This window comes from Streptomyces sp. NPDC059247, from assembly GCF_042754005.1.
In the GTDB taxonomy this organism is placed as follows: Bacteria; Actinomycetota; Actinomycetes; order Streptomycetales; family Streptomycetaceae; genus Streptomyces.
Genome location: NZ_JBHYZW010000005.1, coordinates 94439 through 118634, shown reverse-complemented (window position 1 = coordinate 118634; position 24196 = coordinate 94439). Strand labels below are relative to the sequence as shown.

24 protein-coding genes are annotated in these 24196 nt (G+C 73.1%); 11 read left to right on the top strand and 13 right to left on the bottom strand.

Going from position 1 to position 24196, the window contains the following annotated elements:
• The first annotated feature begins 126 nt into the window (after positions 1 to 126).
• From ACFXGN_RS12510 to ACFXGN_RS12500, 3 genes are all read left to right on the top strand, one after another.
• Complete coding sequence (locus ACFXGN_RS12510) at positions 127 to 711, top strand: DinB family protein (protein ID WP_384857137.1); 585 nt, start codon at positions 127 to 129, stop codon at positions 709 to 711.
• 423 nt (positions 712 to 1134) lie between these two features.
• Positions 1135 to 1395, top strand: a complete 261-nt coding sequence (locus tag ACFXGN_RS12505; RefSeq protein ID WP_384857135.1) for a hypothetical protein — start codon at positions 1135 to 1137, stop codon at positions 1393 to 1395.
• 196 nt (positions 1396 to 1591) lie between these two features.
• Positions 1592 to 1795, top strand: a complete 204-nt coding sequence (locus ACFXGN_RS12500) for a hypothetical protein (protein ID WP_384857133.1) — start codon at positions 1592 to 1594, stop codon at positions 1793 to 1795.
• 425 nt (positions 1796 to 2220) lie between these two features.
• Here the strand turns inward: ACFXGN_RS12500 and ACFXGN_RS12495 are convergent, their stop codons facing one another.
• The 3 genes from ACFXGN_RS12495 to ACFXGN_RS12485 form a co-directional block, all read right to left on the bottom strand.
• A complete protein-coding gene (locus ACFXGN_RS12495; RefSeq protein ID WP_384857130.1) occupies positions 2221 to 2757 on the bottom strand; it encodes a GNAT family N-acetyltransferase in 537 nt (178 codons plus the stop codon).
• Positions 2758 to 3012: 255 nt separating this feature from the next.
• Complete coding sequence (locus ACFXGN_RS12490; protein WP_384857127.1) at positions 3013 to 3624, bottom strand: hypothetical protein; 612 nt, start codon at positions 3622 to 3624, stop codon at positions 3013 to 3015.
• A gap of 778 nt (positions 3625 to 4402) precedes the next feature.
• Entirely contained in the window at positions 4403 to 4603 is a 201-nt protein-coding gene (locus tag ACFXGN_RS12485) for a hypothetical protein (protein WP_384857124.1), read from the bottom strand.
• Positions 4604 to 5069: 466 nt separating this feature from the next.
• Between ACFXGN_RS12485 and ACFXGN_RS12480 the strand changes: the two genes are divergently transcribed.
• Complete coding sequence (locus tag ACFXGN_RS12480; protein WP_384857121.1) at positions 5070 to 5543, top strand: hypothetical protein; 474 nt, start codon at positions 5070 to 5072, stop codon at positions 5541 to 5543.
• Positions 5544 to 5610: 67 nt separating this feature from the next.
• Here the strand turns inward: ACFXGN_RS12480 and ACFXGN_RS12475 are convergent, their stop codons facing one another.
• The 3 genes from ACFXGN_RS12475 to ACFXGN_RS12465 all read right to left on the bottom strand — a co-directional run bounded on the left by ACFXGN_RS12475 (position 5611) and on the right by ACFXGN_RS12465 (position 7046).
• Positions 5611 to 5871, bottom strand: coding sequence for a DUF397 domain-containing protein (locus tag ACFXGN_RS12475; protein ID WP_384857118.1), 261 nt, complete (start codon positions 5869 to 5871; stop codon positions 5611 to 5613).
• A 96-nt stretch (positions 5872 to 5967) separates the two neighbouring features.
• A complete protein-coding gene (locus ACFXGN_RS12470; protein ID WP_384857115.1) occupies positions 5968 to 6204 on the bottom strand; it encodes a DUF397 domain-containing protein in 237 nt (78 codons plus the stop codon).
• Complete coding sequence (locus tag ACFXGN_RS12465; RefSeq protein WP_384857112.1) at positions 6201 to 7046, bottom strand: Scr1 family TA system antitoxin-like transcriptional regulator; 846 nt, start codon at positions 7044 to 7046, stop codon at positions 6201 to 6203. Before ACFXGN_RS12465 ends, ACFXGN_RS12470 begins: the two co-directional genes overlap by 4 nt.
• 150 nt (positions 7047 to 7196) lie before the next feature.
• Between ACFXGN_RS12465 and ACFXGN_RS12460 the strand changes: the two genes are divergently transcribed.
• On the top strand, positions 7197 to 7715 hold the full coding sequence (locus ACFXGN_RS12460; protein WP_384857109.1) for an ATP-binding protein: 519 nt from the start codon (positions 7197 to 7199) through the stop codon (positions 7713 to 7715).
• On the opposite strand, the gene fusA is transcribed toward ACFXGN_RS12460, so the two are convergent.
• The gene (gene fusA / locus ACFXGN_RS12455; protein ID WP_384857106.1) at positions 7666 to 9699 is read right to left on the bottom strand and encodes an elongation factor G; all 2034 of its coding nucleotides are present in this window, start codon (positions 9697 to 9699) and stop codon (positions 7666 to 7668) included. The two genes, ACFXGN_RS12460 and fusA, sit on opposite strands and share 50 nt — an antisense overlap.
• Positions 9700 to 10031: 332 nt before the next feature.
• On the bottom strand, positions 10032 to 10445 hold the full coding sequence (locus ACFXGN_RS12450) for a VOC family protein (protein ID WP_384857103.1): 414 nt from the start codon (positions 10443 to 10445) through the stop codon (positions 10032 to 10034).
• A gap of 67 nt (positions 10446 to 10512) precedes the next feature.
• Between ACFXGN_RS12450 and ACFXGN_RS12445 the strand changes: the two genes are divergently transcribed.
• Positions 10513 to 11292 carry a nucleoside/nucleotide kinase family protein gene (locus ACFXGN_RS12445; protein WP_384857100.1) on the top strand — a complete coding sequence of 260 codons (780 nt, stop codon included), beginning with the start codon at positions 10513 to 10515 and terminating at the stop codon, positions 11290 to 11292.
• A 200-nt stretch (positions 11293 to 11492) separates the two neighbouring features.
• On the opposite strand, the gene ACFXGN_RS12440 is transcribed toward ACFXGN_RS12445, so the two are convergent.
• Both ACFXGN_RS12440 and ACFXGN_RS12435 read right to left on the bottom strand, forming a co-directional pair.
• Positions 11493 to 11762 (bottom strand): hypothetical protein, encoded by a 270-nt coding sequence (locus ACFXGN_RS12440; RefSeq protein WP_384857097.1) that lies wholly within the window; start codon positions 11760 to 11762, stop codon positions 11493 to 11495.
• 244 nt (positions 11763 to 12006) lie between these two features.
• Positions 12007 to 12468: a peptidase inhibitor family I36 protein gene (locus tag ACFXGN_RS12435; protein WP_384857095.1), complete on the bottom strand. Its 462-nt coding sequence runs from the start codon at positions 12466 to 12468 to the stop codon at positions 12007 to 12009.
• A 366-nt stretch (positions 12469 to 12834) separates the two neighbouring features.
• On the opposite strand from ACFXGN_RS12435, the gene ACFXGN_RS12430 reads away from it, so the two are divergent.
• The gene (locus tag ACFXGN_RS12430; RefSeq protein WP_384857092.1) at positions 12835 to 13794 is read left to right on the top strand and encodes a hypothetical protein; all 960 of its coding nucleotides are present in this window, start codon (positions 12835 to 12837) and stop codon (positions 13792 to 13794) included.
• A 239-nt stretch (positions 13795 to 14033) separates the two neighbouring features.
• Positions 14034 to 15176, top strand: a complete 1143-nt coding sequence (locus ACFXGN_RS12425; protein WP_384857089.1) for a M24 family metallopeptidase — start codon at positions 14034 to 14036, stop codon at positions 15174 to 15176.
• Positions 15177 to 15287: 111 nt separating this feature from the next.
• Here the strand turns inward: ACFXGN_RS12425 and treZ are convergent, their stop codons facing one another.
• Both treZ and ACFXGN_RS12415 read right to left on the bottom strand, forming a co-directional pair.
• Complete coding sequence (gene treZ / locus ACFXGN_RS12420) at positions 15288 to 17039, bottom strand: malto-oligosyltrehalose trehalohydrolase (RefSeq protein WP_384857730.1); 1752 nt, start codon at positions 17037 to 17039, stop codon at positions 15288 to 15290.
• An 80-nt stretch (positions 17040 to 17119) separates the two neighbouring features.
• Positions 17120 to 18106: a GNAT family N-acetyltransferase gene (locus ACFXGN_RS12415; RefSeq protein WP_384857086.1), complete on the bottom strand. Its 987-nt coding sequence runs from the start codon at positions 18104 to 18106 to the stop codon at positions 17120 to 17122.
• 171 nt (positions 18107 to 18277) lie between these two features.
• Between ACFXGN_RS12415 and ACFXGN_RS12410 the strand changes: the two genes are divergently transcribed.
• From ACFXGN_RS12410 to ACFXGN_RS12400, 3 genes are all read left to right on the top strand, one after another.
• On the top strand, positions 18278 to 18826 hold the full coding sequence (locus ACFXGN_RS12410) for an FHA domain-containing protein (protein ID WP_384857084.1): 549 nt from the start codon (positions 18278 to 18280) through the stop codon (positions 18824 to 18826).
• 212 nt (positions 18827 to 19038) lie between these two features.
• Entirely contained in the window at positions 19039 to 20226 is a 1188-nt protein-coding gene (locus ACFXGN_RS12405) for an FG-GAP-like repeat-containing protein (protein WP_384857081.1), read from the top strand.
• 365 nt (positions 20227 to 20591) lie between these two features.
• The gene (locus ACFXGN_RS12400) at positions 20592 to 21707 is read left to right on the top strand and encodes a cytochrome P450 (protein ID WP_384857078.1); all 1116 of its coding nucleotides are present in this window, start codon (positions 20592 to 20594) and stop codon (positions 21705 to 21707) included.
• 124 nt (positions 21708 to 21831) lie between these two features.
• Here ACFXGN_RS12400 and treY read toward each other — a convergent pair whose 3' ends face one another.
• Positions 21832 to 24192 carry a malto-oligosyltrehalose synthase gene (gene treY, locus ACFXGN_RS12395; protein WP_384857075.1) on the bottom strand — a complete coding sequence of 787 codons (2361 nt, stop codon included), beginning with the start codon at positions 24190 to 24192 and terminating at the stop codon, positions 21832 to 21834.
• Between the last annotated feature and the right edge of the window lie 4 nt (positions 24193 to 24196).

The following is a 24196-nucleotide window of genomic DNA, read 5'->3' as shown; positions in this document are numbered from 1 at the left end:
AGGAGGTCGTCTCGCGTGGCAGCAGGTCAGGGCGGCGGCCATGGCCTGGCCTCGGCTCTGCCGGTCGTTGCGGGACCGCGTACGGGACTTTGAGACCACGAGCGGCCCATGGCAGGCTCATGTCGCATGATCGATGAATTCGCGAAGGGCAACCTGCACGGGAGACTGCGGCGGGACCGCGAGGCGCTGCTCTGGAAACTCGACGGCTTGTCCGAGTACGACGCCCGTCGGCCTTTGACCGCGACCGGGACCAACCTCCTCGGTCTGGTCAAGCACGTGGCCACCGTCGAGGCCAGGTACTTCGGCGAGGTCTTCGACCGCCCTTCCCCGGAACCGCTGCGCCGGTGGCAGGACTCCGACGGCAGCGATCAATGGGCGACCGAGGACGAGACCCGCGATCAGATCATCGGGTTCTACCGGCGTACATGGGAACACTCGGACGCGACGATCGATGAGCTTCCCCTCGACGCCCCCGGCCACGTGCCGTGGTGGCCGGAGCCCCATGCCCGCACGAACCTGTTCGCCGTCATGGTCCATGTCCTCGGCGAGTCCCTCCGACACGCCGGGCACGCCGACATCCTGCGCGAGGGCATCGACGGCCGGACCGGGTTGCGCGCCGAACACGAGAAGCAGGTCGACGAGGAAGCCCGCGCCGCCCACTGCGCGAAGATCGAACAGGCCGCCAGATCGGCCGCGTCGATCAAGGCTTAGAGGTCGTCGTCTCACCTGGCTCGATGTTCGTGCGGCACGATGCCGGTCGTGGGCGCTGATCCCGCCTGGCGGGATCAGCCACCGACGTTCGGCCCGTCGCCCGTCGCCCGTCGCCCGTCGCCCGTCGCCCGTCGCCGGTCGCCTGTCTCCGCGCATCGCCGCTTCACGGTATGGACCGAGACCGCCTGTGGCGTCGGCTGCACTGGACGGCACCGGGCGGCGCTGGACGGACTCGGGCCCCGGGGCGAGGCGGGCCGGACCTCGGCGATCGTCGACGCGGCCTCCGTCCGCGTCAGAAGGGAGGACCGCTGACCGGCCGAACCCGGTCGATCGCGACGGGAAGGGCCGCCCTGACCTGCTACGAGAAGCTCGGGATACTTGCCACATGAGGAACCCTCGGAAAAGGTATGTGTGAGGTGGGTTATGTCAGATGAATCCGACGCTGACCTGTCCAGGAAGGTCACGGATCGAGACCTTGCGCGCTTGATGAAGCGTGGTATCGATGAACTCGCTGACGATCCGGCCGCGGTGGAGATTCATGAGCGCATTCGGCGCAGGGACGATCTGGAGCAGGACCGATCTCACAGGGATCGGTCTGAAAGGTCTGCGGCCATCGGCTTTCTGGCCGGACTGGCGATCCTGGTTCTCCTCATCGCCTACTCCGTTGCGACCTTCGAGCGTTGACGTATGGAGAAAGCGGCGCCACCGGTCCGCCAGCCGTGGAAACGCGAGTCGGCCGCAGGCGTTCGAGACGTACGGTGTGGCCGTGGACGTATCGCGGGACGACTCGGATGGCGGGCTCTGTGGGCTCTGTGGGCGGCCTTCGAGTGTTCGGCACGAGCGGTGTGACGGTGGGTCGACGGCCGGCTCGGGAAAGCGTGTGGAGTATGTGATCGTCGAGCTGCGTGGAGCCCTGGCCCTTTATCGGGCCGCCGATGACGCCTTGCGGACGGGCAAGACCGTAGCCGCCGGGCTGGCGCAGGAGTTGGGGGTCGGTATCGCGGATCTCCCCGGACGCCGTTACACCTGCTGGGAGACGCCTGCGGAGTACGGCGTCGTCCAGAGCGGCTTCGAGCTGTCCTGACGTGCGACGACACCGGACCAATGCCGGTGGACCATCCGGCCGTTGGTCGATGTGTGTCGTCGACTGACGTGCGGTGGGCGCGGATCGGACCGTTGCTCTGGAGCCAGTATGGGGGAGCCGTCGAGCGCAGCCCGGAAGACGTCCGGGGCATTCGCGCCACGGAACCCGGCGAGGAGGGTCTTGTGCGGCGGTCCGCACGTCGGCACCGGTCCGCGTACCGCCCGTGCCGGTCGCCCGTACCGTTCAACGCCCTTCCCGCCGTACGGGGTCCCCACGCGGACGCGATGCCCGCCCGTACCCCGTTTCGAGCAGCGCGGTCAGTTCGGGGTGCCGCTCCCGTCGGGGGGCCCGGCCCCGGTCCGCCCGTCCGAACGGTGGGCCGGTGTCCGGCTCAGGGTTTGCTCGACCGGGCCGACCGGCCCTGCTCAGCCCTGCCGGACCGCCGGGGTCCTGTCCGTGGCGGCCACGCGGCGGGTCAGTACGCGCGTGGTGCTGCCGTCGTCCTCGTCGATGTCCCGGACGTGCTCGAATCCGATCCTGCCGAGGAGGGTCAGCGAGACGCTGTTCCGCGCGGCCACGGTGGCGTGCACCTCGGTCAGCGCGAGAGCGTCGAAGCCGTAGGCCACGAGTGCCCGGGCCAGCTCCGTCCCCAGGCCCGATCCCCACGCCGCCGGGGCCAGCGCGTAGACGATCTCGTGGCCCCCGACCTCATCGGTCGGTTTGATCTCGGCGTGTCCGACGAACCGGCCCTCCCGGCGGACGGCCCAGACGTCGAACAGGTTCTCGGCGTAGACCTTCGTGAAGATGCGCCCGAACACGGCCCGGTCCTCCTCCTCGGAAGCGAGGCCGTCACCCATCCACCGCGACACCCTCGCGTCCTGGAACAGTGCCACGAAGCCCTCTTCGTCCCCGGGGACGTACGGGGCGAGGAGCAGGCGTTCGGTGCGCAGGATCGGGGTCATGGACGGCGACACTAACCACCCGACGTCCTGCCCGACAAGCCACTTTCACCAGCGCGGACTCCGCCCGGTCCGGCCGCCGCAGCACCCGTGACCGCCGTCCGCGTGGAGTGACCGCCGTCCGCGCGGGGTGGCGGCCCGGGGCGGCATCCGGTCGGCCGCCGTCCGGGACGAGCCGCTCGTCACGTACGGAGCGCCCGGAGCGGGTGGCCGTGGACGGCGGGTCGCGGCGGCAACGCGCAGCCGTACGGCCTCCGTTCAGCGGTGGCCGTCCCGTCCCCGCTCGCCGCGCCGCAGGGCCCGGCGCTGCTTTCTCGGCAGGTCGGTGGCCAACTCGCCTACGAGACACACGTCGTGGTGCGTGTCGCCCCGACCGCCACGGCACCACCACACCGGCGGGCCCGCCGGGTCCACTTCGCTCGGGTACCAGCCATTGGCGGTCCCGGCGGGCCGGGGATGCATCCCGATCCCGTGCGCGGAGCAGAGCGGCCAGGCCTGCCAGAGCAGTTCCATGACGGTCTCCTGCGCCGCATCCGCGACCACGGCCAGAACCTCCGTGGCATCGTCCAGCTCCGACGGGTCGTCCTCTTCCAGGTCGTGCGTATGGACCGGGTTGCCCTGCCAGCGGCCGTCCGCCATCGCCACGTAGATCTGGCCGTGTTCCACGGGGCTGCCAGGTGTCTGTTCCGAGAACGGGGAGAGCATCAGGATCAGCGGGTCCTGGTCCGGCAGGGTCGCCGCCAGATCGCGGTTGACCACGGCGAGCGCGGCTTCCAGCTCCGGCCACCGGCCGGGCTCGACCGGGTGGGGTTCCGGGATGTAGGGCCAGCCGTGACCAGGGCCGATCTTGAGGTGCGAGAAGTCGTTCATCGGGTCATCGTCCCAGTCGTTCCGCGGCCGAGGGCGAGTTTTTCTCCCCGCAGGGCCCGCCGGGGTCTCCGCGCGGCAGACGGTACGACGGAGGGCCGTGCGCGGCCACTCCGGCGTACGGCCCTCCGGGCGGTTCCGCGTGCGCGCGGTTCAGGCCCGTGCCGCGAATGCCGGGGGCATCCGGCACACCGTCCCCGAGAGGACCGCCCGCCAGACGGCCCGCTGCCGCTCGTCGCTGAAGGCGCGCGGCGGACGTCCGCCCGCTTCCGGCGACGAGCGGCACGGCGAGCCATCGGCGCTCTCGACAGACGAGCGGCCTGGGAAATCGCGCCGGTCGTCAAGCAAGTCGATGCCGACTTCCTGGCACGCCCGCTGCCGGACCCGCCCTCGCCCCGGAAGCCTGGCCGTGGTGGCGTCGCCGTTGCCACGATCCGGGGGGACGTCATGTTCGTTCCCTCACCGGCGGGCGATCGGCCGGACAAGTCCCGTTCCTCGCCCGGACCGTGCGGATTCCGGTTCTCGTGGCCGAAGAGCCGGAGAAGCGAAGAAGCAAAGAAGCGAAGTCGATGACGAGCCGTCGTAGGGTCGACCCCGACCTGAACCGGATCGATGTCTGCCAGCCTCCCGACGGTGCCGGGTGGTCCCGGGACGAGCGGGAACGAACGGTGGCGTGCCGGGCGAGGCGCGCACGCCACCCCATGGGACGGCTCTTCGGCTTCCCGCAGCACGACCGCAGCCCCGAGCGGGCACACGATGTTACGGGGCCGCTCGCCCGTGGCTACACATCGATGACGTTGGGGTGCGCGTCACCCGTGCAGACATAGTCGGACGGGGAGATGGCGCCCAGGACGTCGCTGCTGGATCCGCCGACTCGAATGGCGCCCGACTGATACATGTTCCCCGGGTATCCGTACCAGAAGGTGGCACGCACGCCGAGGTTGTTCACGTAGGAGTTGACCCCGTTGGAGTTCGGAGCCATGCCGAAATCGACGAGACGCCAGCAGTTGTACGTGGTGCCCGTCGTGAAGGCGAGAGTCCTGTACTGGGTGCTCCGGTACAGGCAGAGCTTGTCGGAGGGGCATCCGCCGACCGCTGCCGCAGGTTCAGCCGCGACTATGCCGCCGCTCAGGGCAACTGTCAGAGCGGATAAGAGAGTTGCTGTCTTGCGGTGCAAGTTCATGGAGTCCCATGGGCTGAGTTCCACATGGTCGGCTCACGCTACAGGGACGCCCGGGAGCGGGGGAGTCCCCTGTCGGCCACCTCTACGGGCACGGTGGGGACGTCCCTCGGCGTCCGCGCGGATGCCGACGGCGTGGGCCACGTCCTGTCTCGTCCGGACCGTGTCGGGCTACGGTCGCTCGGGGCGGGCCCCGGTGTTCTCGATGTGCTCGCGACACCGTCCACGAGGCAACGTCCGGGGGCCGGTGAGCGTCTCCTCAGGTGTGATGGATCTTCCGGAGACCATGAACTCCGTCGACACCCAGGACGAGCACGAGGACGAGGGGGTGCGGTCCGGCCCGCTGTGGCGCCATGCCCTGTGGGTGGCGCTCGCCGTCGCCGCCGGAGTGACGCTGGGCTGGCTGGGCGCCCTGTTCCGCATCGGCCCGGAGGAGTACGGCCTGCCGCCCGCCGCGCCGGGAGCGCTCTGGCCCTATCTGCTGGCCTGGGCCGCGATCGGCCTGGGGCTGGGCGCCGTCCTGCGGTTCGTGGCGGCCAGGGTGCCCGTCTACTCCCCGTCGGAGGTCCTCATCGGCACCGTCATGATCGGCACCCGGCTGTCCCTCGGCTGGCGGCCGGAGCCTCTCGAACTCGCGGGCCTGGCCACGGCCGCGCTGCTCCTGGTGACCGTCTGGTGCGCCGTCGCACTGCGCGGGGCGGCCGTCGTGCGACGGTCCGAGGACGCTCCCGGGACCGCCTAGGCCGGTTCGCCGGGATCACTTCCGTGGGCCGGGGTCGTCGTCGACGATGTCCGCATGACTCGCCGCGTCAGCGCGTGGTCGGCCGGACGAGGCCCGGTCGAGCGAGGAACTCCGCCCAGGCGGTGGGTTCCAGGGTGAGCTGGGGTCCGTCCGGGTTCTTGGAGTCGCGGACGTGGACGGCGGAGGGGCAGGCGGCGACCTCGACGCAGTCGCCGCTTCCGCTGCTGCTGTGGCTGGATTTGTGCCAGGAGAGGGCGACTTCGACGCAGTCGTCGCCGCTGCCACCGCTGTGGCTGCTCTTGAACCAGGTCAGGTCTGTGACGTTCATGGTTCTCCTCTCGTCGGGGCGGTGCTCCTCGTGAGGCGTGTGCGGCGGAGGGCCGCACGTCAGCATTCTGGCGTACGGCCTTCCGGGTGTCTGGTCTCAAACCAGTCGCGCGACGAACTCCGTCCAGACGGCGGGGCCCAGGGTGAGCTGGGGTCCGTCGGGGTTCTTGGAGTCGCGGATGTGGATGGTGGAGGGGCAGGTGGCGACCTCGACGCAGTCGCCGCTTCCACCGCTGCTGTAGCTGGACTTGTGCCAGGAGAGGGCAACCTCCACGCAGTCGCCGTCGCCGCTGCTGTGGCTGCTCTTGAACCAGGCCAGTTCTGTGACGCTCATAGTGCTCCTCGCATCTCCCGCAACAGGCTCAGGGAGTCCTCCGCGGACAGAGCCTGTGCTCGCATCCTGGCATACCGCTTCTGCAGGATGCTGACCACTTTGGAGTCGGAGAAGAGGAGCCCGTTCTCCTGGCCCTCGCAGTAGGCGTACCACTGGTTCTCCGGGGTTTCCAAGAGTTGTACGGGGCCGTCGAGCCCGGCATGGTGTTCGCGTGACTGAGGCATGATCTGGATGTCGACGTTACGCCGGGTGGACATCTCGATGATGTGATCGAGCTGTTCTTTCATGACCTCCGGGCCACCCGTCAGACGGCGCAGGACATGCTCCTCGATGATGAAGCTGTAGATCGTGTGGGGCCGTTCCGTCAGCAGCTTCGCGCGCTCGACGCGAGCGCTGAGCAGGGCCTCGATCTCGTCGTCACCCGTCGCCGGGATCTGCTTCTCGAACAACGTCCGGGCGTACGCCGGTGTCTGCAGCACGCCAGGCACCAGCCGGTTCTCGTACGTGTACAGCGTGACGGCGGTGAGTTCCAACTGAGCCCACTGCTGGAACCACCGCGCGAGCCCACGCCTGCGGGTCAGGTGCTTCGCCGCCGCCCGGATCGCTCCGAAGGCGTCCAGGATCTCCTCCGCCCGGTTGACGAAGGTGACCGACGGTAAATGCCGCCCCTGCTCGACGGAGCCGACCGTCGCCACCGAGTACCCCACGAGCTCGGCGAACTGCTCCTGCGTCAGCCCCGCCCGGTTCCTGAAGACCTGGAGCACCGCCCCGAACGCCTTCAGCCCCTCGGTGGGCTCCGGCTCCCCCCAGTCGAGACCGTCACCCGGATTCTCGTCCATCATCTGGCCACCTCCCGCACCCGTGCCCTCGCACTGATCGCGCCCCATGCTTACGGTTCGTGATGAGTACGGTCCAGAGGGTGAGCTCGTACTCTCTCGGGAGTACGAGTGGCTGACCTGGGAACAGGCCCCTGACATGGCCACATTGGCACCATGCCCCCACCTCTGACCCATGAAGAGACCGTCACCGTACGTGTGTTCGCGCAGCGGTTCAGCTCGACCCCTCGCGGTGCCCGGCTCGCCCGCAGGCTCGCCCTGCTCCAACTGCACTGCTGGCACTTCCCCTACGGCTGCGAGCTGTCCGACACGGTCGGGCTCCTCGTCGCGGAGCTGGCGGCGAACGCCGTCACCCACGGCCGGGTGTCCGGCCGGGACTGCGAGCTGGTCCTCAGCCATCTGCCCGGACGGCGGCTGCGGATCGACGTCTCCGACACCCGGGGCGAGCGGCGGCCCGCCCACGGGGAGCAGCCCGCGCCGAGCCCCCTGGACGAGGGCGGGCGCGGACTGCTCCTCGTCCAGGCGCTGGCGACCCGGTGGGAGGTGCTGGACCGGCTGCCGGTCGGCAAGACCGTACGGGCCGAGATCGACCTCGGCCCGTACGAGCAGCCCCGCCCCGAAGGGGTCAGTCCTGCGGACGGGCCGCCGGGGCGTACCCCGCCGGACGGGTCGTGAACGTGCCACGGCCCTGGGTGCGGCCCCGCAGCCGGGACGCGTAGCCGAACAGTTCGGCCAGCGGCACGGTCGCCGTCACCACCGCCGTACCACCCCGGGCCGTACGGTCCGTGACCCGGCCACGGCGGGCCGCGAGGTCCCCGAGGACCGCGCCGACGGACTCCTCGGGGACGGTGACCGTGACGTCGGCCACCGGCTCCAGGAGCGTCATCGCGCTCGCCCGCAGCGCCTCGCGGAGCGCGAAGCGGCCCGCCGCGCGGAACGCCGGCTCCGAAGAATCCTTCGGGTGCGTGGCGCCGTCCGTGAGCGTGACCCGGACGCCGGTCACCGGATGCCCGCCGAGGGGGCCCTCCAGGAGGGCGTCGCGGCAGCCCGCCTCGACCGCGCGGACGTACTCCTGCGGCACGCGCCCGCCCGTCACCGTCGAAGCGAACACGAACTCCCCTTCCGTATCGGACGCGTTCGGGCCGAGAGGCTCGACGTCGATGACGACATGCGCGAACTGGCCCGAGCCGCCGTCCTGTTTGACGTGCCGGTACAGCAGACCGGTGACGCCCTCGTCCACGGTCTCGCGGTACGCGACCTGGGGGCGGCCGACCGTGACCTCAAGGCCCCGGTCGCGCCGCAGCTTCTCCACCGCGACCTCCAGGTGCAGTTCACCGAGACCCGACAGGAGGGTCTGGCCCGTCTCCGGGTCCGACCGCACGACGAGCGACGGGTCCTCCTCGGAGAGCCGGGCGAGCGCCGTCGCCAGCCGGCCGGTGTCGGTGCTCCGGCGCGCCTCCACCGCCACCGACACCACCGGTTCGGCGGTCGAGGGGGGTTCGAGGACGAGCGGCGCGTCCGGGGCGCACAGGGTCGCCCCGGCACGGGTGCCCTTCGGCCCGACGAGCGCCACGATGTCCCCGGGGCGGGCCCCGTCGATCTCGGTCTGCCGGTCCGCCTGGACCCGCAGTACGCGGGCGATCCGCTCGGTGCGGCCCGATGTCGTGTCCAGCACGGTTCCTCCCTTCTCGACGGTGCCCGCGTAGACACGGACGTACGTCATGCGGCCGGTGGCCGTCGCGGTCACCTTGAACACGAGCGCGGTGAACGGCGCCGCGGGGTCCGCCGGAACCTCCCCGCGCACCGGCGGCATGTCCGAAGGGGACGGGAGATAGGCGACGACGGCGTCGAGGAGCGGTTCGACACCCCGGTTCCGGTACGCCGAACCGCACAGCACGACCACCGCGCCGCCGTCGAGGGTCAGTGCGCGCAGGACACCCCGCAGGGTCGCGGGGGACAGCTCGCCACGCTCGCAGAACTCCTCCAGGGCGTCCGGGTGCAGCTCCGCCACCGTCTCGTCGAGGCGTCGCCTGCGTCGGACGGCCTCCGCGCGGAGGTCGTCCGGCACGTCCCGTTCGACGGGGGTGCCGCCGCCGTCGGGCCACACGTACGCCCGCATCCCGACCAGGTCCACGACTCCGGCGAAACCGTCCTCACGCCCGATCGGGAGCTGCACGGGCAGCGGGACGACGCCGAGGCGTGTACGGATCGACTCCACGGCGGAGTCCAGGTCCGCGCCCGCCCGGTCCAGCTTGTTGACGAACGCGATCCGGGGCACGCCGTGCCGGTCGGCCTGCCGCCACACCGCCTCGCTCTGCGGCTCGACGCCCGCGACCGCGTCGAAGACGGCGACGGCACCGTCCAGGACGCGCAGCGAACGCTCGACCTCGTCGGAGAAGTCCACGTGGCCGGGGGTGTCGAGCAGATTGACCCGGTGCCCCGCCCAGTCGCAGCTGACCGCCGCCGCGAAGATGGTGATGCCCCGGTCCCGCTCCTGCGGGTCGAAGTCCGTGACGGTCGTGCCGTCGTGGACCTCGCCGCGCTTGTGGACGGCGCCGGTGAGGAAGAGGACCCGCTCGGTGAGGGTGGTCTTGCCCGCGTCGACATGGGCGAGGATGCCGATGTCGCGGACGGTGGTGATGCTCTCGTGAGTACGCACGGTGTCGTGCCTTTCGCTGCCGCGAGGGAAGGGGGCGGCGCGATTCCCGGACGAGACGGACCATCAGAAACGCTTCTGGGGAACGGACTTAGTCACGGGCGGCGATGGCGGGCGCGCAGCCGCCACCGGCCGGACGGAGAGGCGAGGATCACGTCGTACCGGGCGCGGGAGAAGGACACGACGGCGCTGCGGTGGCTGCGCACGGCGGTCTCCCCTCGGACGGACGTCTCTCCCACGGCACCACCGGACGGCGGGCCGTGGGACGCGAGTGTAGGAAGGACGACGGGCCGCGCGACAGCGAATTAAGCGGGGCTTCTGCTCGACCGGGGCTTCTACGCGGAGGCGGCGGGCTGGAGCAGGTCCCAGCGGTTGCCGTACAGGTCCTCGAAGACGGCGACGGAACCGTACGGCTCGTGGCGCGGCTCCTCCAGGAACTTCACGCCCGCCGCCGTCATCCGGGTGTGGTCGCGGGCGAAGTCGTCGGTGTGCAGGAAGAAGCCGACCCTGCCACCGGTCTGGTTGCCGACGGACGCCTGCTCGGCGTCGTTCTTGGCGCGGGCCAGGAGGAGACCGGCGTTCCCGACGCCGCCGACCCCTGCCGCACCGGGCGGCCGGACGACGACCCAGCGGGTACCACCGCCCCGGTCGGTGTCCTCGACCAGGTCGAACCCGAGGGCGTCGGTGTAGAAGGCGATGGCCTCGTCGTAGTCACGGACGACGAGGGTGACGAGTGCGATGGACGGCATGGGAGCCAACGTAATACGGAGGAATCTACCCGCGTCAACCGGCCGGACGGGTGCGAGAATGCCCGACATGCGCGCGCAACAGTTCGAGACCTTGGTGGCGGCGGCGAGGGCGCTGGCGGGGGAGACGGCGGGGGCCGGGGTGGCCCCTGGGGCCGGAGTGAGCCCTGGGACTGGAGTGGCCATCGGGGTCAGGGGACCGGCCGGGGCCGGGGCGCGCGCGGGGGCCGGTGCCGGTGCCGGTGCGGGGGAGTTTCAGGCCACCTTCCCTGGCGGGCGGCGGCGGAGGCTGCTGGGGATCGCGGGCGCGCCCGGCGCGGGGAAGTCCACCCTGGCGGAACGGCTCGTCGCCCGGCTCGACGGGCTCGCCGTCCTCGTCCCCATGGACGGCTTCCACCTGGCGGGCGCCGAACTGGAACGGCTCGGCAGGGCCGACCGGAAGGGCGCGCCCGACACCTTCGACGCCGCCGGGTACGCGGCGCTCCTGGCCCGCCTCCGCACCCCCGAACCGGGCACCACGGTCTACGCCCCGGCCTTCGACCGGTCCCTGGAGGAGCCGATCGAAGGATCGATCCCGGTCGCGCCGGAGGTCCCGCTGGTCATCACGGAGGGCAACTACCTGCTCCACGACGAAGGAGCGTGGTCGGCCGTCCTGCCCCTCCTGGACGAAGCCTGGTACCTCCACCTGCCCGCCGGAACCCGCGTGCCCCGCCTGATCGAACGCCACATCCGCTTCGGCAAGGACCGCACCCACGCCGAACACTGGGTCCACACCTCGGACGAACCCAACGCCCACCTGATCACCCGAGGCCGGAACCGGGCCCACCGGGTGATCACGCTGGACGGGTGACGTCCGCTGTCTTCGTGCGCGCGGAGCACTCTTCGACGGCCCACTGACCCTGGGAGCGCGGGCGTGCCTGCTGGAACTGCCTCCCGGACCGGAACTGGACCGTGAGGCACCCTGGGCCCGGACCTGGTGGCCGCCCGCCTGCGGGAACTGGGCGCGGACCATCCCGTCACCCTGGCGGCCCGGGGCCCTCGGGGCGGGGGCTACTCATCGGGCAGGTCCGCCTTCGCCGCCGCCGCCGTGCGGCGGGGGATCACGACGATCCGTTCGTCCGGGGCGACGACGAGGCCCGGCGGGAGGCGGGCCAGATAGGAATCGGTGAGGTCGCGGCCCACGACCGCGATGTCACCGTTCTCCAGCTCCCAGACGTCCGGACACCCCTGCTCGCCCCCCGTGGTCCCCAGTTCGGCGGGCGATCTGCCCAGGCGCCGCACCAGCGGTGAAGAGGGGTCGGCCTCCCAGCCTCGAACCATCACGGTCCTCCGTTCAGTCGTCCCGAAGGTAGCGGAGGGCGCCCGGACCGCGAGCGCGTGCGCGGCGGCTTTCGGCCAGATAACTGGGGGAGCGCGGGAGGTCAGGGGCGCGCCTCCCTCGCGTGGCGCTCCGCCGCCCCTCCCGGCGACTTCCGGACCGCCGGACGCGGCCTCCGGACCGCCCGCGCGGGCACACGGCCGGAGCCGGGGACCCGAAGTCGGGGACCCGGCGCCGAGGTCCGGGCTACTGGCTCTTGAACGACCGGATCTGGTAGTTGCCCTGGAGGTTTCCCTCCCCGCCGGACGGGGTGGAGCCGACCCGGGAGTTGTAGTTGGTCTGCGTGTAGTACTGCACCCGGTGGCCGGTGCCGTTCCGCACCGAGCGGACGTTCTCCCCGCGCTGGATGAACGAGCAGTCGTCGGCGGTATTGGCCTTCCTCTCCTGGGACCACTGGCATCGGGTCCCGCCGCCGTTCCAGTCGCTGTAGATACAGAAGTAGCCCGGCGAGCACGAATAGGCCATAACGCTCGGTGCGACGGCGGTACTGGTGGTCGGAACGATCCCGAGAGCGGTGATCGCGGTGACCGCGGCGAAGGCGAGCGAACGAAGACGAAGCACGATGAACTCCCTTTCGAGGCGGGCGCACAGCAGCGCTTTCTCACGCTGGGTGCCCGACTTGATCCGTTGCGTGACGTACGTTGCCATCGCTTCCCTCCCGCCCCCAGGCGTACGGCTCTCCGACCGGAGGCACCCGAAGCGCACCCGCGCGCACCGGGACCGCCGCACGCCCTTCGGGGTCACCGGAGCCGGGGCGCGTCTTCCGGATCGTGCCGCTCACGGCCCCCGGCGCGCACGCCCGCACGCTCGCACGCTCGCCGAGTCGTCGTCGCCCGCCGACGTCCCGGGTCCTCCCTCTCCTCCGCGTACGGGCGGACGCCGAGGCCCCGAACGACTTCACCGGTCCGTCCCGGAGGGTGGACCCGTACGGGAGGGCCGGGTTCACCCGACGGACCGGGGCCGGACACCCCCAGTCGCTACGCTGGCCTCAACGGCGACGAAAGGCGGGCTGGCGTGGGGTGGTTGCGGCGGGGGCCCAGGCGGGACGGCGAGGACGCGCCGAGGGATCCCGGGTTCGGGTACTTCTCGCGGCGCGAGGCCGCGCTGTTCCGGGGCCGGGTCCGGGAGACCTTCGCCGAACTCGGCCTCGAAGTCACCGTCTACGCCGACCACGTCATCGACGACAAGGGCCGCCGTTTCGGCCTCGGCAACCTCGCCGCCGTCTGCCACCAGGACCGGCGCGGCCCCCGCGTCTGGCCCGCCACCATCCACCGGCACATCGGGCTCGTCGTCCGCGCCATGGACGGGCCGTCCGCGCTCGACACCCTGCCGCCCGAGCAGATCCGCTCCCAGCTCTACCCCCGGGTCGTCAGCGGCGACGGCATCGACGCCGCCGCCTTCGGCTATGCCAGGACCGTCGCCCCCGGACTGTACGAGGTGCTCGCCCTCGACCTTCCCGAGAGCGTCATGATGCTCACCGACGAGGCCCTCGAACGGCTCGGCGACCACGCCCAGCTCCGCGACCGGGCCCTGCGCAACCTGCGCGGACTGCCCGTCGAGGAGCACGAGACCGTCCGTGACGCCGACGGGATGCGCTTCGAGATCATCCTCGGCGACTCCTTCTACACCGCGAGCCGCGTCCTCGACCTCGACGGCGTCGTCCGCCGGGTCACCGGGGCGCCCCTCGGCGAGCACGGCGCCCTCGTCGCCCTGCCCTTCCGGCACCAGCTCGCCTTCCACCCCATCCGCGACACCACGATCATCCCCGCCCTCGGCGCCATGGCCTCCTTCGCCGCCTCCGGGTACGAGGACACCCCGGGCGCCATCAGCCCGTACGTCTTCTGGTGGCGCGGCGGCACCCTCACCCAGCTCAGCGAGCACGACCAGGAACGCGGAGAGCTGCGGATCGTCGTCGGCGACGACTTCCAGGAACTCCTGGAACGGCTCATCACCCAGGGCCCGGACCGCCGCTGAGCGGTCGCGGCGGCGGACCGTCCCGGGCAGGATGCTGTACGACGGAATCCCGGGGACCGTGAGCGATCCGGGCCGTGGACGCCCCCCGGCCGCGAGCGACCCCGACCGCGAGCGACCCGAGCCGTCAGCGGACCCGACCGCGAGCGCCCCCGACCGTGACCGCCCCCCCACCGCGAGCGGCCGGGCCGTGCGAGACCCCCGGCCAGGAGACCCCGAGGCCGCCCAGAAGGAGCCCCGCCATGACGAGCACCGGTCCCACCGACGAGGTCGTGCCCTTCACCACGGACGACTACCGCGCGCGGATGGCGCGCGCCGCCGAGTCCGCCGCCGACGCCGGACTCACGGGCGTCCTCGTGGCCCCCGGACCCGACCTCGTCCACCTCACCGGCTACCGGCCCACCGCGATCACCGAACGGCTCACCGTCCTCGTCCTCGCCGTCGGCCAGGAACCCGTCCTCGTCGTCCCCGCCCTGGAGGCGCCCGACGCGGCGAAGGCCGGGGGCGCCGCCGCGCTCACCCTCCGCGACTGGACCGACGGCAAGGACCCGTACGCCGTCACCGCGCCGCTCCTCGACGTCGACGGCCGCTTCGCCGTCAGCGACAACGCCTGGTCCATGCACCTCCTCGGCCTGCAGCGGGCCCTCCCCGGCACCTCGTACGTCTCCCTGACGGAGGCCCTGCCGATGCTCCGGGGCGTCAAGGACGCCCATGAACTCGCCAGGATCGCCGCCGCGGGGGCCGCCGCCGACCGGGCGTACGGCGAGATCCTCAAGGTCCGCTTCGCGGGCCGCCGGGAGACCGAGGTCGCCGCCGACCTCGCCGCCCTCCTCCTCCGCTTCGGGCATTCCCAGGTCGACTTCACCGTCGTCGGCTCGGGACCCAACGGCGCGAACCCGCACCACGAGGCAGGGGACCGGGTCATCGAGCACGGCGACATGGTCGTCCTCGACTTCGGCGGGCTCAAGGACGGATACGGCTCCGACACCACCCGTACCGTGCACGTCGGCGAACCCACCGACGAGGAGCGGCGCGTCCACGACCTCGTACGGGAGGCCCAGCAGGCCGGATTCGAGGCGGTGCGCCCCGGGGCCGCCTGCCAGGACGTCGACCGGGCGGCCCGCGAGGTCATCACGGACGCGGGCTACGGCGAGTACTTCATCCACCGCACCGGCCACGGCATCGGCGTCACCACCCACGAACCGCCGTACATGGTCGAGGGCGAGGAACTCCCGGTCGTCCCCGGCATGTGCTTCTCCATCGAGCCCGGCGTCTATCTGCCGGGCCGCTTCGGCGTGCGCGTCGAGGACATCGTCACGGCCACCGAGGACGGGACGGGCCGCCGCTTCAACAACACCCCGCGCGAGATGGCGATCGTCGACTGAACCCCGGTCGCCCGCGCGGCGGACCGGCCGGAGACCGCCCCGCCGGGTGGACGGCGGCCGTCGCCCCCGCCGGATGGACAGAGCGGCCGTCGCCCAGACCGGCCCCGGCCCTCAGCCGTCCGTGAGGACGACGGCCGACTCGCCGGGGAGCCGCAGCACCCCGTCCGCGGTCGGCGCCGCCACCGGCCCCCACGCCGCCAGGACCCGGTCGTTCCCCCGGGAGCCGATCGGGATCTCCGCCGCCTCCGCGCCCAGATTGACCGCCACCCGCAGCACCCCGCGCCGGAAGACCAGCCAGCGGGCGTCCTCGTCGAAGGCCACCCGCACCCCCGCGAGGTCCGGGTCCGTCAGGTCCGGCAGGGTCCGGCGCAGCGCGATCAGTTCCCGGTGCCAGGCGAGCAGCCGCTTGTGCGGGTCCCGCTCCCGCTCCGTCCGGTCGAGCACCGAACGGTCCCGGGTCGCCGGGTCCTGTGGATCGGGAACCTCCTCCTCGTCCCAGCCGTGCGCCGCGAACTCCCGCCGCCTGCCCCGCCGTACGGCCTCCGCCAGCTCCGGATCGGTGTGGTCCGTGAAGTACTGCCAGGGCGTCCCGGCCCCCCACTCCTCGCCCATGAACAGCATCGGCACCGAGGGCCCCGTCAGGACCAGGACCGCCGCGCAGGCGAGCAGCCCGGGGGAGAGGGACGCCGAGAGCCGGTCCCCGAGCGCCCGGTTGCCGATCTGGTCATGGGTCTGCGCGTACCCCAGGAAACGGTGGGCGGGGGTCCGCTCCCGGTCCACCGGCCGCCCGTGCCGACGGCCCCGGAACGCCGAGTACGTGCCGTCGTGGAAGAACACCCGGGTGAGCGTCTTCGCCAGCGCCGCCATCGGGGCGCGCGCGAAATCCGCGTAGTAGCCCTGCGACTCCCCGGTGAGCGCGGTGTGCAGGGCATGGTGGAAGTCGTCGTTCCACTGGGCGTGGATCCCGAGTCCCCCGTGGGCGCGCGGAGTCGTCGTGCGCGGGTCGCCCAGATCCGACTCGGCGATCAGGAAGTGCCGCCGCCCCTGCTCCCCGGCCAGCTCGTCGACCGCCGCCGACAGCTCCTCCAGGAACGGGTACGCCCGGGTGTCCGCGAGCGCGTGCACCGCGTCCAGCCGCAGCCCGTCGATCCGGTAGTCCCGCAGCCACGCGAGCGCGCTCCCCAGGAAGTACGCCCGGACCTCGTCCGAGCCCGGCGCGTCCAGGTTCACCGCCGCGCCCCACGGGGTGTGGTGGGTCTCCGTGAAGTACGGGCCGAAGGACGGCAGATGGTTCCCGGACGGCCCCAGATGATTGTGGACCACGTCCAGGACCACGCCCATGCCGAGACCGTGCGCCGTGTCCACGAACCGCTTCAGCGCCTCGGGACCGCCGTACGGCTCGTGCACCGCCCACGGCGCCACCCCGTCGTACCCCCAGCCCCGCACCCCGGGGAAAGGGCACAGCGGCATCAGCTCCACATGGGTGATGCCGAGCCCCGCCAGCTCCCCCAGCCGGGCCGCCGCCGCGTCGAGCGTGCCCTCCGGGGTGAACGTGCCGATGTGCAGCTCGTACAGGACGCCGCCGCGCAACCGCAGCTTCGGGGCCTCGTGCCGCCACTCGTACACCGAGTGGTCCACGACAGAGGCGAGCCCGTCGGGCCCCGAGGGCAGCCGCCGCGCGCGCGGGTCCGGCAGCACCGGACCGCCGTCCAGGGCGAAGCCGTACCGGTCGCCGTCCCCGGCGGCCACGACCCCCGTCCACCAGCCGTCCCGCCCGGCGTCCCGGTCCAGATCGTGCCGGGAGCCGTCCAGCTCCAGCGTCACCCGCTCACGCGCGTGCGGCGCCCACACCTCGAAGAGCACGGGAATCCCCTCGTCGACGGTCCAGTCGGAAGATCCGGTGACCGCCCGTGCGCGAACGGTCACCGGAGCCATCCTCGCAGTCAGGACCCCGCCGCGCCCGGCGCGTCCCACACGTAGGCGACGGCGCGCTCGAAGGCCACGTAGCCCGTCCGGGCGAAGGACTCCGCCATCGGTACGTTCCCCAGGTCCGTCGCCGCCCGGACGCGCGGCACGTCGAGGGCGGCCAGGACCCGGGTCCCCTCGGCGAGGAGGTCGTCGACGTGCCCCCGGCCCCGGTGCGCGGGCAGCACCCCGATGTACGCGATCGTGTGGTGGTAGTTGTTGCGCGCGGGGACGACGAACCCGACCGGTTCCCCGGTCCCCGGCAGCTCCGCCACCCGCCACCACGCGCGCGGCGACGCGTACCGCCCCAGCTCCTCGTCGTAGTGCAGCTCCGCCGCCTCCCGCGCCGAGAGCCCGGACGCCAGGTCCGCCCGCCCGTGCGCGTCGAGCGTGCCCTCCATGACCGGCGTCATCAGCGACACCAGGTCCTCGCGGTCCCGCACCGGCCGGAACAGCAGCCGGCCCGTCGGCTCCGGCAGGGGGGTCCCCGGCAGCCACTCCAGCCGCAGCCGCTCCACCAGGGGCCGGGCGCCCGAGGCGGTCAGGACACCGAAGAGGGACTCCACGACCGCCCGGGTCTCCGGCACCTCCCGCCAGTCGGCGGGCAGGAACCGCGCGTACTCGGGACGCGGCGTGCCCGCCGGGACCACGGCGGCGGTCGCGGTCTCCAGGAGCCGCAGCCCGACCTCGGCGCGCTCCTCCGGGGAGAGCGCCGGATCGAGGTCGAAGAAGTCGAGGTACTCGGGCGGCCCTCCCGGCGCCTTCGTCCACCAGGAGAGCCGCCCGAGCAGCCGGTCGCCGTCGAGCGCCACCCACATCCACTCCGGCAGCCGACGGCCCCCGGCGAGGTCGTCGGCCAGTTCGTGGTCGAGCGTGTAGCTGAGGCGCAGGAACAGGCCGAGCTCGCCGGGCCCGGCGAGCGGACGGACGACGAGGTCGTGATTGCTTGCGGAAGACGTGGTCACGTCGGGTTTTCCCCCGGGGAAGCGATGGTGCCGAACCGGGGGACCGTAACAGGGGCGGGACGGGGCCGGACACGGGTTTTCCGCGCCGGGGTCCTTCGGCCGCACTGCGGGGACCCCCAGGTCAAGGGCCCTTCTGGACACTGCGGGCCCGCCGGACCGACAATCACCGGTGTGACGACCCCCTTCGAGCTTCCGGCGAACTCGCCTCGGCTGACCGACGCCGAGCGGGACCGCGCGCTCGGGCTGCTCCGCGAGGGCGCCGCCCAGGGACGCCTCTCGCACGACACGTTCCTCTTCCGGATGGAACGCGCGCTCCAGGCCCGGCGGCCGGACGAACTCGCCCTGCTCACCGCCGACCTGAGGACCGAGGGCGGCTGGACCCGCCGGGTGGTGGGCGTGGTCGGACGCATGTCGGCCTTCACGGCCCGTCTCGGCCGCGCCTGGCACGCGGAGCGGCTGCCGAAGCTCCTCCTGCCCACCCCCGGCCCGCATCCGCTGCGGATAGGCCGCGACCCGGTCAACGGCCTCCGTCTCAGCCACGAGACGACGTCCCGCCTCCACGCGGAGCTCTCCCTCCAGAGCGGCATGTGGATCCTCCGCGACCTCGGCTCGACGAACGGCACGACGGTCAACGGCCGACGCGTCACGGGCGCGGTGGCCGTCCGCCCCGGCGACGTCGTCGGCTTCGGGGAGATGTCGTTCCGGCTGTCGTACGACTGAGTCCGTACGCGCCCGGACCCTGAGGGAACTCCGGGGCCTCCGGGCACCCCGGGTCCGGGTTCTCGGGTCCCCGGTCTTCGGGGCTCTCCGGGCAGGCGCCGGGCCCGCCGCCGGGAGGGAGAACCCCGTGGGCCCCGGTCCCGGACACCGGGTACGGTCCTCCTCGCGGCGCGCTCGAAAGCACGTGCGTGTCGCGTTCAGGGAGGGAACGCATGAGTACACCCCTGTCCCGGCGTCTGGCCTCGACGGCCGTCGCCCTGGGACTCACTTCGATGGCGCTGTCCGGCGCGGGCGCCGCGCCCGCGCAGGCCGCCACCGTACGGGGCTGCCCGGACGGTTACTTCTGCGCGTGGTCGAGCTCCAGCACCTCGGGCACGATGTTCAAGACGAAGACCAGCAAGCCGACGCTGGGCACCTGGAACAACAAGTTCCAGGTCGCCATCAACCGCAGCTCGCTCATCGCCTGCACGTACGACGACCCCGACTACGGTCAGTCGGGCGGCTACATGACGTTCGAGAAGGACGTCTACGCCACCCACTTCGGCCCCAGCTCCATCAGCTCGGTCAAGATGGTCCCCACGAGGCGTGAGTGCGAGACGGACCCGTACCCCTACTGGGAGGCGGCGACCTCGCCCACGGCGGCCGGATTCGGTGACCTGAACGGCGACCGGAAGGCGGACGTCCTCGTCCGCGACGTCATCGGGCGCCTGTGGTTCCTGCCCGGTGACGGACGTGGCCGACTGGTCGGCAGCGGCGGCTGGAACGGCATGGACGCCCTGGTCCGGCACGGGGACTTCAGCCGGGACGGACGCGAGGACGTCATCGCCCGGGAGAAGGCCACGGGCAAGCTGTGGCTGTACCCCGGCACCGGGACCGGCGCCCTCGGCACGCGCAAGCTGATCGGCAGCGGTGGCTGGAACTCCATGACCCGGATCACCGCCTTCGGCGACCTGACCGGTGACAAGCGGTCCGATCTGCTCGCGGTGGAGAAGGCGACCGGCAAGCTGTGGCTGTACCCGGGTACGTCGACGGGCGCGCTGGGCGGCCGGAAGCTGATCGGCAGCGGCGGCTGGAACGCGATGAACGCCCTGGTGGGCCCCGGTGACATGGACGGCGACGGCCGGGCGGACCTCTACGCCCGCGAGGCGTCCACCGGCAAGCTCTGGCTCTACCCGGGCAAGGCCGGCGGGATCGGCGCCCGCAAACTGGTCGGCAGCGGTGGCTGGAACTCCCGTACGTCCCTGATCGCCAACGGCGACTGGTCCGGCGACGGGAAGCCCGACCTGCTCACGACCGCCGACCCCGACTGGCTGGTCCAGTACAAGGGCACGGGCCGGGGCGGCCTCGGAGCGGGAGAGGAGACCACCGGCACCTGGTGGTCCCTGAACGGCGCCTTCTGAGGGAAGAAAGGGCCCCCGCCGCCGGGCGGGGGCCCTTTCGCGCGTGCGGCGCGGGGCCGGGGTCTCCGCGCGTGCGGCGCGGGACCAGGGCCTTCGCGCGTGCGGCGCCGGGGTCTGCGTCCGGGTCGGCGTCCGGTCGTGCGAGGCCCGGACCACGGCCCGTACGGTCCTCACCGGCCATGGCCCGCGACCGTCCCCGGCCCCACGGCCCGTACCGGTCACCCGTACGGCCTCCGGCGCGCGGTTCCCCGATTTCACCCGTCCGGCGGTACGCGGCGGGCGGTGGCGGGCCGGTGGTGATGGGCTGGGGGGACGCGTGTCACGGTCGGTCGGCCGGGGCACCCACCCGACCGACAGGGGGCGCGATGAGCGACGAGCCGAACCGCGAGCCGGGCCGGGAGATACCCGGCGACCGGCCCCGGACGCCCACCGGCGGCCCGTGGACCGCCGCCGACCCCTGGACACGGCTCCCGGCCATGGCCCCCGCCGCGCCCCGACGGCCGGGCACCCCCGGACGGGTCCGCGACGCGTACGGCCCCACCGCCTCCGACGGCCCAGGACCCGGCACCCGGACCGTCGCCCCCAGCCCCCTCGACCCGGGCGCCTCGCGCGACCCGCACCGCGTCCACCGCGCCCTGCGCGAGGACTTCCCGCTCACCCACGACCCGCTGCTGCGCGCCTGGGTGCTCAGCCGGTACGCGGACGTGGCCACCGCCCTCACCGACCCCCGCTTCACCCACGGGCACCGGCCCGGCGACCCGCCGTGCGCACGGGCCCACGTGGACGTCGACACCGAGGCCCTGCGGGCCGTCGCCGAACGCACCGCGTACGTCCTGGCCCGCCGGATCGCCGGGCGCCCGCAGACCGACCTGGTCGCGGACTTCTGCCACTGGCTGCCCGCCGGGACGCTCGCCGCCGCCGTCGGCGTGCCCTACCGGGACATGATGCGGCTGGTGCGCGGCCGGGCCGCCGGGGCCCTGGCGGGCGAGTGCGGCGGACAGATCGCCGTACGGGAGAAGGCGCTCGCCTCCTTCCTCGGCAACGTCCTCGCCGACCCGGAGCGGACGGCCGCGCTCCGCGACGCGCCCGCCGGGCTCGTCGCCCGCGCCTGGACCGAGTCGCTGCGCCGGGACCCGCCCGTGCAGATCGCGGTGCGCCGCACGGCGGCGGACGTACCGGTGAGCGGCGGGGTCGTCCCGGCGGGCGCGTCCGTCGCGCTGCTCCTCGGCTCGGCGGGCCGCGACCCGGAACGCTTCCGCGACCCCGACCGGTTCGATCCGTCGCGCGACGACCCCGGGCAGCTCACCTACGGCACCGGGTTCTGCCCGGCGGTCCTCCTCTCGGGCTTCGAGGCCGAGTACGCCCTGCGGGCCCTGTTCGAGGCGATGCCCCGGCTCCGGCTCGCCGACGGCTTCCGGCCGGTGTGGTCCGGTCTCATCACCCGGGGGCCCCGGAGCCTGATCGTCCGCCCCGGCGGCTGACGACCCGCCCAGTCGTGCCCCTCGGAGGACCTGGTGGCCCTCCGAGGGCCTGGCCGTCCGCCTTCCACGAGCCCGGCCGTCCGCGTCCGTCAGCCGCCGGACGGCCCCTCCGGGCCGCCCTCCCTCAGCTCCCCACCCGCGTCAGCAGCGCCACCGGCCGCCGTGCGAACAGCTCCGCGAGACGCACTCCCTGCGCCGGACCGCCCCCGAACTCCCTTTCCCCGTCCAGGACATCGGCCCACCGTCCGTCCGGCAGCACGAGCCCGGTGTCCTGCCAGCCGCCCGCCTCCGCGAGGCGCAGCGAGAGACGGGTGACGGCCGTGACCACCTCGCCGGAGCGGGCGAAGGCCAGGCAGTGGCGGGCGGCGGGGCCCTCGGCGGCCAGCGGCGCGTACGACCCGACCGCGCCGAAGGCCGCCGGGCGTTCCCGCCGCAGCCGCAGCGCCGCGCGGACCAGGGCCGTCCGGTCGTCGTCGGGACCGGTCTCGAACAGGCCCCGGTTGTCGGGGTCCACCAGCGCCCGGTAGGCCCGTTCCGTGTTCTGGTACAGCTCCGGCACCCCCGGCATCGTCAGTTGCGCGAGGAGCGCGCCGAGCGCGTGCGCCCGGATGTGCGGCTCCAGGGCGAGGGCCGCCGCCGAGGCCCCCCGCAGCGGGACCCGGCCGGGTCCCGCCGCCGCGAACGCGGCCACCGCCCGCTCGTACTCCGTGTCCGGCTCGGTCCAGCTGGTCCGCAGCCCCGCCTCCCGTACGGACTTGAGGACGGCGGGGACGAGCCGGTCCGGGTCGGGCGTGCCGAAGCCGAAGGCGGTCTGCCACGCGGACCAGGCCACGTGCGGGTCCGGGGCGGGCACCCCGGCGACCCCGGCGAGCAGCTCCGCCCACACCTCGGGGCACTGGGAGAGGACCGCGATCCCGGCCCGGACGTCGGCGCTGCGCTTGGTGTCGTGGGTGGACAGCACGGTCCCGGTGCCGGGCCAGTCGCGGGAGATCCGCAGGCAGTACGCGTGGAACTCGTCCACCGGCACCGCCGGGGCGCCCGCCTCGCCGCCGACCTCGTTGGCCGAGAGCAGCGGGACGTACCGGTAGAACGCGGTGTCCTCCACGGACTTGGCCCGCAGCGCCGACGACGTCTGCGCGAACCGGGCCCGGAACGCCCGGTGTTCGGGTCCCTCGCCCAGCGCGCCGAGCGCCAGTCCCCGGACGACGTCCACCGCCGTCGCCTCCTCCGGCACGGTGAACACGGCCTTCGCGGCGCGCGCCGCCGCCGGGGTCAGGACCTCCTCGCCGCCGGTCCGGTAGGCGCGGTAGACCGGTACCCGGACGAGGAGTTCGCGGACGGCGGTGCGCAGCGCCCAGGGCGCGTGGTCCCGCAGGGCAGGGTCGGCGGCGCAGATCCGGCCCGCGAGCCGGGTGAGGACGGCCGTCTCGGCGGCCAGGTCGTGCCCGGCCACCTCGTGGGCGGCGCGTTCCTCCGTGGGTTCCCAGCGACCGCCCGCGTCCGCGCGCTGTCCGGTGAACTCCCGGTAGAGATCGGTCAGCCGCCGGGCGCCCACCGGGTCGGTGAACACCCCGTCGAGGCGGCGCAGGGCGTCGTAGCCGGTGGTCCCCGCGACCGGCCAGGCGGCGGACAGCCGCTCGGACCCGGTGAGGATCTTCTCGACCACGGTCCAGCACCGCCCGCCGGTCGCCGCCGCCAGGTCCTCCAGATAGCCCTGCGGGTCGGCGAGCCCGTCCGGATGGTCGACCCGCAGGCCCTCCACGACCCCGTCCCGGACCAGCTCGACGATCTTCGCGTGGGTGGCCGCGAACACCTCCGGGTCCTCCATCCGGACCCCGATCAGCTCGGAGACGGTGAAGAAGCGCCGGTAGTTCAGCTCGGTCCGGGCCAGCCGCCACCAGCCGAGCCGGTACCACTGGGCGTCCAGGAGCGCGTCCAGCGGCAGCCCCTCGGTGCCGGGCCGCAGCGGGAACTCCTGGTCGTCCAGGCGCAGCACCCCGTCGCCGACCCGCAGCCGGTCCCTGACCTCGGGGAGGCGCGCGGGCAGCACCGGAAGCAGCAGCCGCCCGTCCCCGGCCGAGCGGTCGATGTCGAACCAGCGGGCGTACGGCGACCCGGGGCCGTCCCTGAGCAGCGCGCGCAGCGCGTGGTTGTGGCGGGGCGAGGCCGCCATGTGGTTGGGCACCAGATCGAGGACGAGGCCGAGGCCGTGCGCCCGCGCGGTCGCGGCGAGGTCCCGCAGGCCCTCCTCGCCGCCCAGTTCGGCCCGGACGGACCGGTGGTCGGTGACGTCGTACCCGTGGGCCGAGCCGGGGACCGCCTCCAGGACGGGGGAGAGGTGCAGATGCGAGATGCCGAGCCCGGCCAGGTGCGGCACGGCCCGTCCGGCCGCCGCGAACGGGAACTCCGGCCGGAGCTGGAGCCGGTAGGTGGCGGTGGGCGGGACGGGACGGGCGGACGCGGAACCGGCCGTGAGGGAGGTCATGCGA